This window comes from Halomonas halophila (assembly GCF_030406665.1).
GTDB lineage: Bacteria > Pseudomonadota > Gammaproteobacteria > Pseudomonadales > Halomonadaceae > Halomonas > Halomonas halophila.
The window spans coordinates 49,605-63,445 of sequence record NZ_CP129121.1 but is presented as its reverse complement, the minus strand read 5'-3'; the positions used below and the strand labels follow the sequence as shown (position 1 = coordinate 63,445).

The window sequence follows — 13,841 nt, the reverse complement described above, 5'->3', positions numbered from 1 at the left end:
CCCCTGCCAGGGGGCGGCCATGCCCCTCATTACCCTTCCTCGTATACCCCCTTGCCAACGTAACGCCAAGTGCCTCACCCCAGTTTGCCGAGCAGTTCCCGGATCAGCTCACGATGCTCGCCGTGGAAGCGATAGGCCACGTAGGCCTTGAGCTCGATCGGCGGCGCGTCCTCGACCGGGAACAGGCGCTCCTCCCGGCAGTGGGGCGCCACTATGTCCCGCGGCAGGTAGGCGGCCCCGCCGCACGTCAGCAGCAGGTTCAGGGCGATGCGCCCGCTGTTGACCCGGCCCCGCGCCAGCAGCCGCTGGGGGAAGTGGCCCTCGTGAACGCTGGCGAAGGCGGTGCCCCACTCGACCCGGATGTAGCCGTCGCCCACCGCCTGCTCGGCGCGCTGGCCGGAGCGGCTCGACACCATCACCAGCGGAAGGGTCGCCACCTCCTCGACGCCCACCTCGCGGATGCGCGGGGTATCGTAGAGGAAGCCGACGTCGATCATGTTCTGCTCGAGCTTCTCCACCACCCGCAGCGGCGTGCTCTCCTCGGCGCGGATGCCGAGCGCCGGGTAGGCACGATAGATGTCGGTGAGCCACTCTTGGAGGAAGATGTCCCACAGGCTGGCGACGCCGGCCACCACCAGCCGCCGCTGGTGGCGCTCGCTGAGCGCGGTGTCCTCATAGGCCCGCTCCCAGGCGTCGAGCAGGAAGCGCGCGTGGCGCTCCATGCGCTCCCCGGCGGGGGTCAGGCCGATGCGATGATGGCCGCGGCTGAACAGCGCCAGGCCCATGTGCGCCTCGAGCTGGCGGATGCGCGCGCTGACCGTGGAGGGCGAGACGCTGAGGCTCTCGGCGGCGCGGCCGAAGTTGCGCAGCCGACTCACCTCGAGGAAGGTTTGCAGCAGTTGAGTATCCAGGGCGACCACCTTCGGTTTTTCCGTTCATGAAGGCCAAAAAATTTTGTTTTTCAGGATAACGACTTTTCCATAGGCTATGTCCGAAAAGTCGACGAGCGAAGGCTAGACAAGGCAAATATCAGCGAGAAAGCGGAGTTTACGTAGGGGTAAATGAGCATTTTGAGCGGATATTTAACGCCGTATAGCCGAGCACAGGCACTTTTTGGCATTGCCTAGGCTAGTGCCTCTCATGCACCACCACTCGAGGTTCCCCCATGGCGTCCCGACTCTCGCGTTACCTGCCGTTCCTGAGCTGGGGCCGGGACCTCGACCGCAAGATGCTCTCCGCCGACCTGATGGCCGGGCTCACCGGCGCCATCCTGGTGCTGCCACAGGGCGTCGCCTACGCCTTCATCGCCGGCCTGCCACCGGAGGTCGGCCTCTATACCGCCATCGTCGCCGCCACCGTCGCCGCGCTGTTCGGCAGCTCCTGGCACATGGTCTCGGGGCCCACCGCGGCGCTCTCCATCGTGCTGGCCAGCGTGGTCGGCGGCCTGGGCTCGCTGACGCCGGCGGAGTACCTGGGCGCGGCGATCACGGTCACCCTGCTGGTCGGGGTGATCCAGCTGGCCATGGGGCTCCTGCGCCTCGGCAGCCTGGTCAGTTTCATCTCGCATACGGTGGTGATCGGCTTCACCACCGGGGCAGCGATCCTGATCGCCACCAGCCAGATGCAGCATCTGCTCGGCGTCGCCGTCGACGGCCAGGGCTTCCTGGTCGAGCTGGCCGGCCTGATCCGGGCGCTGCCGGAAACCAACCTCTACGCGCTGGCCGTCGGCCTGATCTCGCTGGTCACCTCGGTGGTCGCGCGGCGCCTCAACCGCCGCAGCCCGCACCTACTGCTCGGCCTGGCCGCCGGCAGCCTGGCCTGCTGGCTGATGGACGGTGCGAGCCATGGCGTCGCGCTGGTCGGCGCCCTGCCCGGTACCCTGCCGCCGCTGACGCTGCCCGAGCTGTCGCCGGACAGCCTGCGCACCCTGACCTCCGGCGCCTTCGCCATCGCCCTGCTGGGGCTGATCGAGGCGGTGTCGATCGCCCGCGCCATCGCCCTGCGCTCGCGCCAGGTGATCGACGGCAACCAGGAGTTCATCGGCCAGGGGCTGTCCAACATCGTCGGCGGCTTCTTCTCCTGCTACGCCAGCTCCGGCTCCTTCACCCGCTCCGGCGCCAACTACGACGCCGGCGCGCGCACCCCGCTGGCCTCGGTGTTCGCCGCCGCGCTGCTGGTGCTGATCCTGCTGTTCGCCCCGGGCATCACCGCCTACCTGCCGCTGCCGGCCATGGCCGGCGGCATCCTGCTGATCGCCTGGAACCTGATCGACGCCCGGCACATCGTGCAGCTGGTGCGCGCCAGCCGCCACGAGGCGATGGTACTGGCGGCCACCGTCGCCGCCACCCTGCTGGTGGCGCTGGAGTTCGCCATCTACATCGGCGTGCTGCTGTCGCTGGTGCTCTACCTCAAGCGCACCTCGCGGCCGACGGTGATGGAGGTGGCGCCGCGTCAGGATCATCCGCGCCGCCATATCCGCAACGTCCACCGCTACGAGCTCACCCAGTGCCCGCAACTGAAGATGCTGCGCATCGACGGCTCGCTGTTCTTCGGCGCCACCGACCACGTGCAGCGTCGCCTGAGGGTGTTCAGCGCCGCGCCCGGTACCCGGGTGCTGCTGATCGGCAAGGGCATCAACTTCATCGACACCGCCGGCGTCGAGCTGCTGCTGCAGGAGGCCGAGCGCCTGCGCGACCAGGGCGGCGACCTGATGATCAGTTCGCTCAAGGGCACCGTGCTCGACGAGCTGCGCCGACGCGGCGACCTGGCCCGGCTGGGCGAGGAGCGCTTCTTCGAATCGTCCGCGGAGGCGCTCGACGCCATCGTGCCGACGCTGGACCCGGAGGTATGCCGGACCTGCACCCTGCGCGTCTTCGACGAGTGCGCCCAGATGCCCGCGCCGGACGAGGATATCCTGGCGCGGGAGGGCTGAAGCCAGCCGCCACGCGGAGTACACTAGCGCGCGACCCCCACCGCCAGCCGAGGCCCGCGCATGAGTTCTCACCTGCTCTCCGTCGATTCCCTGTCACGAGATGACGTCGATCACCTGATGCGCGTGGCGGCGCGCATGGAGCCGATTGCCCAACGCCGCAAGGTCACCCGGGTGCTGGAGGGCGCGGTGCTCGGCAACCTGTTCTTCGAGGCCAGCACCCGCACCCGCGTCAGCTTCCACACCGCCTTCTGCCGGCTCGGCGGCAGCGTCTGCGACACCACCGGCTTCACCTTCTCGTCCATGGCCAAGGGCGAGTCGCTCTACGACACCAGCCGGGTGATGAGCGGCTACTGCGACGCCATCGTGATGCGCCACCCAGAACAGGGTGCGGTGGCCGAGTTCGCCCAGGCCACCAACGTGCCGGTGATCAACGGCGGCGACGGCCCCGGCGAGCACCCCAGCCAGGCGCTGCTCGACCTCTACACCATCGAGAAGGAGTTCGAGCGGCGCGGCAAGGCCCTGACCGGCGCCCATATCCTGCTGACCGGCGACCTGAAGTTCGGCCGCACCGTGCACTCGCTGATCAAGCTGCTGTCGCTCCACGAGCCGATGCGCCTGACCCTGGTCTCGCCCCCCGGCCTGGAAATGCCGCAGCACCTGATCGAGCTGGTCGCCTCCCGCGGCCATCGGGTCGAGACCCGCGAGAGCCTGGCCAGCGACTTCTCCGACGTCGACGTGGTCTACACCACGCGCATCCAGAAAGAGCGTTTCACCGCCGAGATGAGCGAGGGCTTCAGCCTGTCGCGGGAGTACACGGTGGACAAGGCGTTCATGGACCAGCGCGTCAACGACCACGCCATCGTCATGCACCCGCTGCCCCGCGACAGCCGCCCGGATGCCAACGACCTGGACGTGGACCTCAACGGCGACCCGCGCCTGGCGATCTTCCGCCAGACCGACAACGGCATCCCGGTACGCATGGCGATCTTCGCCACCCTGCTGCAGGTCGAGGACCAGATCGAGAAGGACCTGCGCGACGTGCCCTGGTTCGTGCCGAAGACTCTCGGCGTGGATGATGCCGACTGACCCCCGAACCTCCGCAAGGCGCCTAGGGGCGCTCCTGCCAGAACAAGGAAAACAGCTCGGCCTGGGAGTTGATGCCCAGCTTGGCGTAGAGATGCTTCTTGTGGACCCGCACGGTCTCCACGGAGATCATTAGCCGCCGGGCGATCTCCTTGGTCGATCCACCACCCAGCATCAGTTGGCTGACCTCGCGCTCACGCTGGGTCAGCCCGTGCCGTGACGCCACCTGCTCGGACGTTCCCTGATGGGGATGCCAGGGGTGCGGGCCCGGCACCTCGCCGCTCGGCTCGAAATGCATGCGCAGCCGCATCAGCTCCAGCAGCCAGGGCTGGACGAGCTGCAGCACCCCCAGCTCGGCACTGCCGAAGGGGGTCGTCGCCCCCAGCGACAGGCACAGCGTCCGCTCCCCGTCCAGCCGCCGATTGAGCTGGATCTCGTCCGCCACGATGTTGCGGCTGAAGTACTGCTGATAGTACTCGGTCCGGCGAAAGTGGCGGGGCGCCACCTCGTCCAGCGTCACTAGGCCCGACTCGTTCGCCTCCCGGCAGGCGACATAGAAGGGATCCAGCAGGTAGAGGCCGCGCTGGTAGTCCTGGAAGAGCGCCTCGTCGGTCCCGTCGTCCTCGTCGCTATCCGCCAGGATCGTGGGCGGCCGGTGCTGGTGGAAGATCAACGCCACCCAGGTGTTGAACGCCAGGTGCCGCGCCAGCCGGCGCACCACGGCCATCCAGAAATCGTCCTCGTCCACCCGGCTCAGCAGGCTCCCGAAGGCACGATGCCAGTCCAGCTCGTCGAGGAGCTCGGCCGGTGCCCGAGGGCGCGGGGCAGCATAAGGGGGGCGTGTCATGGTGGGCCTCGCTCGACGGTGCCTCTCCCTACAGGGGTAACCCCGTCATGGAATAGGCATGGAAACGGGAATCCGCATACTGAGTGATATCGCGACTCCAGGCGACGAGTACAACACACAACGGAGGCAAGCATGCAACTGACACTGGCGCAGCTCCCCGGACGAGAGGGCGATATCGCGCACAACCTCGGCGAGGCCCTGGCGGTCATCGCCGCCCAGGGCCCCGAGGTCTCATTAATCGTGTTTCCCGAGACCCATCTGACCGGCTTCGCCGAGGAGGGCCACGTCATCGACCGCGCCCTGAGCCTCGACGGCCCCGAGATCGCCCGGTTGATCGAGGCCAGCCGCGAGCAGGACTGCGCCCTGGCGCTGGGCCTGCTCGAACGAGACGGCAAGCGGGTGTTCAACACCACGGTCCTGATCACCCCGGAGGACGGGGTCGCCCTGCGCTATCGCAAGACCCACTTGTGGCCCGACGAGCGTGACCTGGTCACCCCCGGCGACCGGCTCGGCTGCACCCGGTGGCGGGGCCACACCATCGGGCTGATGATCTGCTACGACCTAGAGTTCCCCGAAGTCGCCAGGGGCATCGCACAGCTCGGGGCCGACCTGCTGATCGTGACCAACGGCAACATGGACCCCTATGGCCCCGTGCACACGCGCGCCGCCCAGGCCCGTGCCCAGGACAACCAGTGCTTCCTGGCCATGACCAACCGCTGCGGCGAGGGAGCCGGCTTCACCTTCGCCGGGGGCAGCGCCCTGGTCGCTCCCGACGGCGAGCTACTGTTCCACGCCGGTCGCGACCGCGATATCGCGGCTCTCTCCCTCGACCGCCAGCGCCTCGCGGACGCCCGCCGCGACTACGACTATCTCGCCGATCGCCGGATCGGCCTCGCGGGCACCCGCGAGGACACGCCGCGGGGTCCCGGCTGGCGATTCGAGTGATCCGCCCCCCGGCCCGTCTCACCGAGCGGCCGGCAGCTTCCCCCACAACAACCACAAGCGGGACAACACCATGACCGACATGAAGAAGCCCCTCACCCTCGGCCAGGTCGTGCTCTTCGGCCTGGCCTACATGACTCCCATCATCGTGCTCGGCACCTTCGGCGTGCTGGCGGTGGTCACCGAAGGCGCCGTCTCGGGCGCCTACATCGCCGCCCTGGTCGCCATGCTGTTCACCGCCCACAGCTATGGCCGCATGGCCAGCGCCTTCCCGGTAGCGGGATCGGCGTACACCTACGTCAGGAAATCCATCGATGCCCGGCTGGGCTTCATGGCCGGCTGGGCCATCCTGCTGGACTACCTCTTCCTGCCGATGGTGATCTGGCTGATCGGCGCCGCCTACCTGCACTCGGCCTTCCCGGCGATCCCGGTGGCCGTCTGGCTGCTCGCCTTCATCGCCGTCACCACCCTGATCAACGTGATCGGCCTGAAGCTCGCCAGCGCGGTCAACAGCGTGATGATGCTGGTGCAGATGCTGGTACTGACCGCCTTCGTGGGACTCGCCATGCACTACGTGCTGGGCGATCCTTCCCAGCCGTTCTGGAGCCTGACGCCCTTCCTCGGCGCCAGCGAGGGCTTTCCCCTGCCACAGTTGATGGCCGGGGCCGCGGTGGCCTGCTATTCCTTCCTCGGCTTCGATGCGGTGACCACCCTCACCGAGGAGACCCATGAGCCGAAGCGCACCCTGCCCAGGGCGATCCTGCTGATCACCCTCTGCGGCGGGCTGATCTTCATCGTTGTCTCGTACTTCGTGCAGCTGGCAGCTCCCGGCCACGATTTCGCCAATCCGGATGCGGCGGCCTACGACATCGCCCGCAACATCGGCGGCGATATGTTCGTCTCGCTGTTCCTGATCGGCCTCGTGGTGGGGCAGTTCGCCTCCGGGATCGCCGCCCAGGCCAGCGGCTCGCGACTGCTGTATGCCATGGGCCGCGACGATGTGCTGCCCAAGCGCCTGCTGGGCCAACTCGGTCGCTTCGGTACCCCGGTGGGCGGCCTGATGCTGAGCGCCGCCGTGGCCCTGCTGGCCCTGACGCTGGACGTGCTGTCCGCGGCCTCGTTCATCAACTTCGGCGCCTTCCTGGCCTTCGCACTGGTCAACGCCTCGGTCATCGCTCACTACTACCTGCGGGAAAGACGGCGTGGCGGCCTCAACACCCTGTGGTTCCTGGTCTGTCCGTTGATCGGCCTGGGCGCCATCCTGTGGCTGATGGCGAGCCTCGATGCCAAGGCGATCCTGCTCGGTGGCGCCTGGCTGGCCTGCGGGGCGCTGTGGCTGACCTGGATGACGCGCGGCTTCCAGCGGCCGACGCCCGAGCTCAGCATCGAGGGCTGAGCCCGGCGTTCAACGGGGCGGCGGCCCGCCGCCCCGGATATCCGCCAGGACCGTCGACGTGGATGACCGCCAACGCTGCAAAGCCTTGCCCGGCCCGATGGGCCCGATCGGCGGGATTCTCCTAAGCTGGCAGGAACACCACCTAGCGACGGGAGGGCGTGCCGATGAACCTGAAACGGGCCTATGCGCTGCTGGCGATCTTCTATACCGCGCTGCTAGCGGTGGGTGTGACCGCCGTGGTGATGGGCGGCGGCACGCCGCTGGCGCTGCTTTACCTGGCTATCGGCGCGGTGACCGTGGCCGGGCTCTGGGGCTATCTGCGCGGCCGGCGGGTCATGAGCTTCCGCAGCTGGCGCCCCTTCGTCGGGGTGCTGGTGCTGGGCATCGCCGTCAGCGTCTGGCGGCTGATCGCGGGCTCGCCCTCCGGCACCGAGCTCACCTGGCTGCTGGCCTACAGCATCTTCGCCGCGCCGCCGGCGCTGCTGCTGTTCCGCTACGGCGATCACGACCAGGACCTGTGGGCCACACCCGCCGAGCTCGAGGACGGGGCGGCCCTGAGCGAGCGCCTGGAACACGAGCGGGAGCTGACGATGCAGGGGCGGGACACTCTCCACCCGGCCGTGGTGCGCGTCAGCCGCGAGGGCGGGCGCTACCTGGCACGGGTGGAGCGCGGCCGGGGCGAGGCGGCGGAGCGCTTCGAAGCGTGCTTCCGACGCCCCGCCACGCTGGCCTTCTTCATCGAGACGTTCGCCGGCATCGACGTGCGGGAAGCCCTCGGCGGGCCGCGCCGCGGGCCGGACGCCGCAGGCAAGCAGGAGGGAACGGCCTAGCGGGGCAGGCCTTCCCGGTCGGCCAGCCAGCCTTCGAGAATCAGCACCGCGGCCAGGCCGTCGACGCTGTCCTCGCGGTAGTTGCCGCGGTGCCCGGCCTCCCGGGCGATGCTCTTGGCCTCGTGGGTCGAGCCGCGCTCGTCGGCCATCTCGCAGGGCACGCCGTAGCGGCCGTAGAGCCGCTTGCCGAACTTGCGCGCACGGGTGCTCATCACGCTCTCGCTGCCGTCCATGTTGAGCGGCAGGCCGACCACGAACAGGTCGGGCCGCCACTCCTCCACCAGCCGCGCGATCTGGTCCCAGTCGGGGATGCCGTCGCGCGCCGGCAGCGGTTCCAGCGCCCGGGCGCTGGCGGTGAGCTCGTTGCCCACCGCCACACCGATGCGCCGGGTGCCGAAGTCGAAGCCCAGTATCAGGCGCTGACCGCTCATGAGTCCCTCCGGGCGACGCCGCCTGAGCGAGCGCAGGCCGCTCCTTTCATATCAGCTGTGGCCCGCTTCGCGGGTCATCAGGTTCAGATCGACGCCCAGCAGATTGGCGCTGGCGCTCAGGCGCTGCTCCGGCGGCACCTCGAAGAGCACGTCGGCACGGCCCTCCACGGTCAGCCAGGTGTTGTCCATCAGCTCCTGCTCGAGCTGACCGGATTCCCAGCCGGCGCAGCCCAGGCAGACCAGGAACTTCTCCGGGCCACGGCCGGCGGCCAGCGCCTCGAGCACGTCCATGGAGGTGGTCAGGGCGATGTCGTCGGTCACCTGCAGGCTGGAGTCCCACTGCTGGCTGTCACCCTCGTGGAGGATGAAGCCGCGGTCCTTGTGCACCGGGCCGCCGTAGTAGACGGGGGCGCTGAGGTGAGGGCTGGTGCTGCACTCGAGCTCGAGCTGCTCGAACAGCGCCTCGAGGGTCAGCTCCTCCATGGGGTGATTGACGATCACGCCCATGGTGCCCTTGTCGTCGTGGTCGCAGAGGTAGCTGAGGGTGCCGGCGAAATTGGGATCTTCCAGGTGCGGCATCGCCATCAGGAAGTGGTTTTTCAAGCTTTGCATGGAGCTCCCCAGCGGAAGGCGGCGCGCATCGGGCGCGCCTGCCGTGTGTCTGCGCGCGCCGTCGTCCGGTGCCTAGCGCACGCCGTAATCGTTGCCTTCGCCGAACCGCCAGATGCGGGTGATGGACAGGCTGTCCAGCTCGCCCATGCCCGCATCGAAGGGGCGGTACGGCGCGGCGCCGTGGACGGTGTCCAGGGCCGCCTGATCGAGTTCGGAATGTCCCGAGGATTGTATCACTTCCGCCCGCCTGACCTGACCGTCGCGGCCGATCACCACGCGGATCCGCAGCTGGCCATCCAGCGCTGGCGGCGCCGGATGGACGCGGTTGCCGTAGTCCTCGACCCGGCGCGTCCAGTCGTCGATGTAGCGGGCCTCGGCGGCCCGCTGGGCCGCCGGCCGCACCGCCCCGGCAGCGTCGCCGGCATAGTCGGCGGACAGCCCCTGCTCACGGATGCTGGCGGTGGCCTGGGCCAGCAGATCGCGCCCCGAGGTCGAGGGCACGCTGGCGGCCGCGGGGGCCGTGGCCTCGGCCGAGCGGGGCGCACTCTCGCGCGGCTCGGGGCTGGCCGTCTGCCGCGGTCGCTCGGCGGTGGCCGGCGCCTCCGGCAGCGGGCGCGCCTCGGGTTCGGGGGGCGCCTGGGCCTCGGGCTCGGCCGGCGAGGCCGGGTCCACCGCCCGCTCGACCTCCGCCGGCGGTACCGACGACTCGGCCCGGGGCGCGGCATGGGACTCCGCCGGCGGCGATTCCACCGCCTCGCCGGCGGCGCGCTGGGCCGACTCGGCCAGCGCCTCGGCCGTCACCGGCGCCTCGGCGGGCCGTGTCACCAGCACCACGTCGAGGCTGGTGCGCTCCGGCGGCGCCGGGGCGAACTGGCGGCTGGCCACCACGCCGATCACCGCCAGATGCAGCAGCAGCGACACCGCCCAGGCCAGCCAGTAGCGGTAAGAGCGCGTCACCGGCGCATAGCGGATCGGGTCGTTGACGGGGGCGGCCACGGTGGCGTCTCCCGGGTCAGCCCCGGCGCGCGGCGAGGCGGTCGGCGACGGCGTCCATCAGCTGGCCGGCGATGTCGGTGCCGCGCTGGTCGTCGATCTCGCGCACGCAGGTCGGGCTGGTGACGTTGATCTCGGTGATGTAGTCGCCGATCACGTCCAGGCCGACGAACATCAGGCCCTTCTCGCGGATCATCGGCTGCACCTGGCCGATCAGCCAGCGATCGCGGTCGGTCAGCTCGCGGCTGACGCCCTGGCCGCCGGCGGCCAGGTTGCCGCGAGTCTCGCCGGCGCTGGGAATGCGCGCCAGCCCGAACTCGACCGGCTCGCCGTCGACCAGCAGGATGCGGGTGTCGCCGTCCTTGATCTCCGGCAGGTAGCGCTGGGCCATGATCTGGCGCCGGCCGCCCTCGGTGAGAGTCTCGATGATCGCGCCAAGGTTACGGCCGTCCGGCTGGACGTGGAAGATGCCGCTGCCGCCCATGCCGTCGAGGGGCTTGAGGATGACGTCGCCGTGTTCGGCGTGGAAGGCGCGCAGTTCGGCATCGCGGCAGGACACCAGGGTCGGCGCGCAGCACTGCGGGAACTGCTGGGCGAACAGCTTCTCGTTGCACTCCAGCAACGCGCGGGTGGGGTTCACCACCAGCACGCCCTCGCGCTCGGCGAAGCCCAGCAGGTGCACGGCGTTGAGGAAGTGGCCGTCCACCGGCGGGTCCTTGCGCATCAGCACCACGTCGAGCTCGGCCAGCGGGCGCGCCTCGGCCTCGCCCAGCGCGTACCAGCGCTCGGCGTCGCGGAACACCTCGAGGTCGCACATCCGGGCGTGGGCCCGGCCGTCGCGCAGGAACAGGTCTTCCTGCTCCATGTAGTGCAACGACCAGCCGCGGTCCTGGGCGGCCCACAGCATGGCCAGGCTGGTGTCCTTCTTGAAGCTGAGGTCGGCGATGGAATCCATCACCACGCCGACCTTGAGGGGGCGTTGGCTCATCGTTCTACTCGTCGGCGCCGGGCGATCCCGGCGGGGAATGATGGCTGGCAGTATGCCGCAGGGCCGCCATGGACTCCAAGGCGCTCAGTCCTGCTCCCCGCCGGGCGCGAAGCGGATACCGCCGCTCTCGATGGTGATGCGGCGCTGCTTGTAGAGCCGGCCGATGGCCTGCTTGAAGGCGTTCTTGCTGACCCCGAGCCGGGCCTTGATCTCGCCGGCGGGGCTGGCGTCGGAGAGCGGCAGGTAGCCGCCGCTCTCGCGCAGCGCCTTGAGCACGGCCTCGCCGACCACGTCCAGCCGCGCCGGGCCCGGCGGCAGCAGCGACAGGTCCAGGCGGCCGTCCTCGCGGACCCGCTTCACGTGGCCCTCCAGGCGCTGGCCGCGGCGCAGCGGCCGGGTCACGTCGTCGTGGTAGAGCAGGCCCCAGAAGCGGCCGTCGACCACCGCCTTGTAACCGAGATCGGTCTGGTCGGCGATCACCAGCGCCACGGCGCTGCCGGCGGCCAGGCCCTCGGCATGATCGTCGAGGTAGCGGTCGAGGCGCTGGGTGGCGAAGGGCCGTTCGCGGTCATCCTCGCGGATCATCACCAGCACCCGGCGTCCCACCGTGGGACGGAAGCGCTGCTCGCCGAAGGGCAGCAGCAGGTCCCGCGAGTGGCCCCAGTCGAGGAAGGCGCCGGTCTCGTTGACCTTCACCACCGGCAGGTAGGCGACCTCGCCGACGCTGGCTCGCGGCTCGCGGGTGCGGCGCATGGGCTCACGACGGGAATGGGCCGCGCGTGGGGCGGATCGGCGGGAGTCGGACATGATCGGGATTCCACTGCGAGTGTGCCGTCATTATGGGCGCGGCCCGACGACGGGAAAAGGCGCCGGGCGCGAGGGGGAGGAGCGAACGGGGCTCAGACGTCCCCGAAACGATCCTGCAGCAGCGTCAGGGCGACCACCGGGGCGGTCTCGGTGCGCAGGATGCGCGGCCCCAGGGTCAGGGCGGCAAAGTCGGCGGCGGTGGCGGCGTCGATCTCGGCGTCCGAGAGGCCGCCCTCGGGGCCGATCAGCAGCGCCGCGCGGGCGATGGCGTCCTCGCGGTCGAGGGCGCCCGGAGTGCCGGGATGCAGCACCAGGCGCAGCGCCTCGTCGCGGCCGGCCAACCAGTCGGCGAGCCCGACCGGCGGATGCACCGGCGGCACGGTGGCGCGGCCGCACTGCTCGCAGGCGCTGGCGGCCACGGCCTGCCAGTGGGCCAGCTTCTTCGCCTCGCGCTCGCCCTTGAGGCGCACGTCGCCGTGCTCGGTGTAGAGCGGGGTGATCTCGGCCACGCCCAGCTCCACGGCCTTCTGGATCGCGTAGTCCATGCGATCGCCCTTGGAGATCGCCTGACCCAGGTGCACCGCCAGCGGCGACTCGCCGCGGCCCTCATGGAGCGCCTCGACGCGGGCCACCACGCGCTTGCGACCGGCCTCGACCAGCACCGCCTCGGCCTCGATGCCGTGGCCGTCGAACAGCCTCAGGGGCGCGCCCTCGCCGAGGCGCAGCACTCGGGCCACGTGGCGTGCCGGGCCTTCCGGCAGGACGACGTCGGCGCCGGCGGCCAGCGCGGCATCGACATGGATACGGGGGGCCTTGATCGCCATGGACGAAACGCTCTCCTGAGGACGGTCGAAACGATAAGCGCCGGGGCAGGCCTGCGCGAGGGGGATGCCCTCGCGCCGCTCTGCCCCGGCGCGATGCTGCCGGCGGCGGCCGCTTACTGCGTGGCCTGCTCGCCTTGTTGCTGCTGCTGGGCCTCGCGCTGCTTCTTCTGGGCGTAGATCGCCTCGAAGTTGACCGGCGAGAGCATCAGCGGCGGGAAGCCGCCGCGATTGACCAGGTTGTCGATGCACTCACGCGCGTAGGGGAACAGCATGTTCGGGCAGAAGGCGCCCAGGGTATGGTCGAGCTGGGCACCCTCGATGCCGCCGATGCGGAACAGGCCGGCCTGCTCGATCTCGGCCAGGAAGGAGGTGGTGCCTTCCTCGCTGTGGGTGACCTGGGCGGTGACCTTGATCACCACCTCGTAGAGATCCTCGCCGACCTTCTGGTGGGTGGTGTTCAGGTCCAGGCCGACCTTCGGCTTGAACGGCTGCTGGAACACCGCCGGAGAGTTCGGCGCCTCGAAGGAGATGTCCTTGACGTAGATGCGCTGCAGGGCGAACTGCACCTGGGGCTTGTCCTGCTGGCCGGCGGCCTCGCCGTTGGCGCCGCTGTTCGGGTTGTTGTCTTCCGCCATGGAAAGCAATCCTTTGGTCGTTGGAATGTTAGGAGGGCGCGATCACTTCTTGACCAGCGGCAGGCCGTCGGTCTGCCACTGGGTCATCCCACCCTTGAGCTTGTAGACGCGCTCGAAGCCGGCCTTGGTCAGCTTGGCCATCGCCACGCCGGCGGTCTGGCCATGCTTGCAGGCCACGATGATCGGCTTGCCCTTGTACTTCTCGAGCTCGCCCAGGCGACTGTCGAGGCTGCTCTGCGGAATGTTGCGGGCGCCGGCGATATGACCCGCCTTGAAGTCGTTCTTGTCGCGGACGTCGAGCACCACGGCGTCCTCGCGGTTGACCAGCTGAGTGGCCTCGCTGGTGGTCACGCCGTTGGCCCCGCCGCTGCGGATCTCGTAGGCGATCCAGGCGACCAGCACCAGCGCGAAGGCGGCGACCAGTAGCGGGTGGTTCTGCACGAATTCGAACAGCTGATCGATCATGATTCGGAAAGACTCTTCTTCGGGTACGCGGTGAACGAAAACCGGCCGGGCCGGCG

General features: G+C 69.6%; 15 protein-coding genes. 5 read left to right on the top strand and 10 right to left on the bottom strand.

Annotated features, from left to right (window positions below; translation table 11 throughout):
* Positions 1-74: 74 nt before the first annotated feature.
* Entirely contained in the window at positions 75-920 is an 846-nt protein-coding gene (locus tag QWG60_RS00260; RefSeq protein WP_146908893.1) for a LysR family transcriptional regulator, read from the bottom strand.
* 245 nt (positions 921-1,165) lie between these two features.
* On the opposite strand from QWG60_RS00260, the gene QWG60_RS00255 reads away from it, so the two are divergent.
* Both QWG60_RS00255 and pyrB read left to right on the top strand, forming a co-directional pair.
* A complete protein-coding gene (locus QWG60_RS00255) occupies positions 1,166-2,932 on the top strand; it encodes a SulP family inorganic anion transporter (RefSeq protein ID WP_146908890.1) in 1,767 nt (588 codons plus the stop codon).
* Positions 2,933-2,992: 60 nt separating this feature from the next.
* On the top strand, positions 2,993-4,018 hold the full coding sequence (gene pyrB, locus QWG60_RS00250) for an aspartate carbamoyltransferase (RefSeq protein ID WP_146908888.1): 1,026 nt from the start codon (positions 2,993-2,995) through the stop codon (positions 4,016-4,018).
* A gap of 22 nt (positions 4,019-4,040) precedes the next feature.
* Here the strand turns inward: pyrB and QWG60_RS00245 are convergent, their stop codons facing one another.
* A complete protein-coding gene (locus QWG60_RS00245; protein ID WP_146908886.1) occupies positions 4,041-4,862 on the bottom strand; it encodes a helix-turn-helix transcriptional regulator in 822 nt (273 codons plus the stop codon).
* A gap of 132 nt (positions 4,863-4,994) precedes the next feature.
* Here QWG60_RS00245 and QWG60_RS00240 point away from each other — a divergent pair, with 132 nt between their 5' ends.
* From QWG60_RS00240 to QWG60_RS00230, 3 genes are all read left to right on the top strand, one after another.
* Complete coding sequence (locus QWG60_RS00240; protein ID WP_146908883.1) at positions 4,995-5,807, top strand: carbon-nitrogen hydrolase family protein; 813 nt, start codon at positions 4,995-4,997, stop codon at positions 5,805-5,807.
* A gap of 70 nt (positions 5,808-5,877) precedes the next feature.
* Entirely contained in the window at positions 5,878-7,200 is a 1,323-nt protein-coding gene (locus QWG60_RS00235; RefSeq protein WP_146908881.1) for an APC family permease, read from the top strand.
* A 164-nt stretch (positions 7,201-7,364) separates the two neighbouring features.
* Positions 7,365-8,030: a hypothetical protein gene (locus QWG60_RS00230; RefSeq protein WP_146908878.1), complete on the top strand. Its 666-nt coding sequence runs from the start codon at positions 7,365-7,367 to the stop codon at positions 8,028-8,030.
* Here QWG60_RS00230 and ruvX read toward each other — a convergent pair.
* The 8 genes from ruvX to QWG60_RS00190 form a co-directional block, all read right to left on the bottom strand.
* A complete protein-coding gene (ruvX, locus tag QWG60_RS00225; protein ID WP_146908876.1) occupies positions 8,027-8,461 on the bottom strand; it encodes a Holliday junction resolvase RuvX in 435 nt (144 codons plus the stop codon). The two genes, QWG60_RS00230 and ruvX, sit on opposite strands and share 4 nt — an antisense overlap.
* A gap of 51 nt (positions 8,462-8,512) precedes the next feature.
* Positions 8,513-9,073, bottom strand: coding sequence for a YqgE/AlgH family protein (locus QWG60_RS00220; RefSeq protein WP_035599298.1), 561 nt, complete (start codon positions 9,071-9,073; stop codon positions 8,513-8,515).
* 72 nt (positions 9,074-9,145) lie between these two features.
* Positions 9,146-10,069: an energy transducer TonB gene (locus QWG60_RS00215; protein WP_146908874.1), complete on the bottom strand. Its 924-nt coding sequence runs from the start codon at positions 10,067-10,069 to the stop codon at positions 9,146-9,148.
* 16 nt (positions 10,070-10,085) lie between these two features.
* Positions 10,086-11,054 carry a glutathione synthase gene (gene gshB, locus QWG60_RS00210; protein ID WP_146908872.1) on the bottom strand — a complete coding sequence of 323 codons (969 nt, stop codon included), beginning with the start codon at positions 11,052-11,054 and terminating at the stop codon, positions 10,086-10,088.
* A gap of 84 nt (positions 11,055-11,138) precedes the next feature.
* Positions 11,139-11,861 (bottom strand): CvfB family protein, encoded by a 723-nt coding sequence (locus tag QWG60_RS00205; RefSeq protein WP_375700443.1) that lies wholly within the window; start codon positions 11,859-11,861, stop codon positions 11,139-11,141.
* A gap of 92 nt (positions 11,862-11,953) precedes the next feature.
* Positions 11,954-12,685 (bottom strand): 16S rRNA (uracil(1498)-N(3))-methyltransferase, encoded by a 732-nt coding sequence (locus QWG60_RS00200; RefSeq protein ID WP_146908869.1) that lies wholly within the window; start codon positions 12,683-12,685, stop codon positions 11,954-11,956.
* A gap of 113 nt (positions 12,686-12,798) precedes the next feature.
* Positions 12,799-13,320 carry a protein-export chaperone SecB gene (gene secB / locus QWG60_RS00195; protein ID WP_035599928.1) on the bottom strand — a complete coding sequence of 174 codons (522 nt, stop codon included), beginning with the start codon at positions 13,318-13,320 and terminating at the stop codon, positions 12,799-12,801.
* Positions 13,321-13,362: 42 nt separating this feature from the next.
* On the bottom strand, positions 13,363-13,785 hold the full coding sequence (locus QWG60_RS00190; RefSeq protein WP_035599925.1) for a rhodanese-like domain-containing protein: 423 nt from the start codon (positions 13,783-13,785) through the stop codon (positions 13,363-13,365).
* Positions 13,786-13,841: the final 56 nt, after the last annotated feature.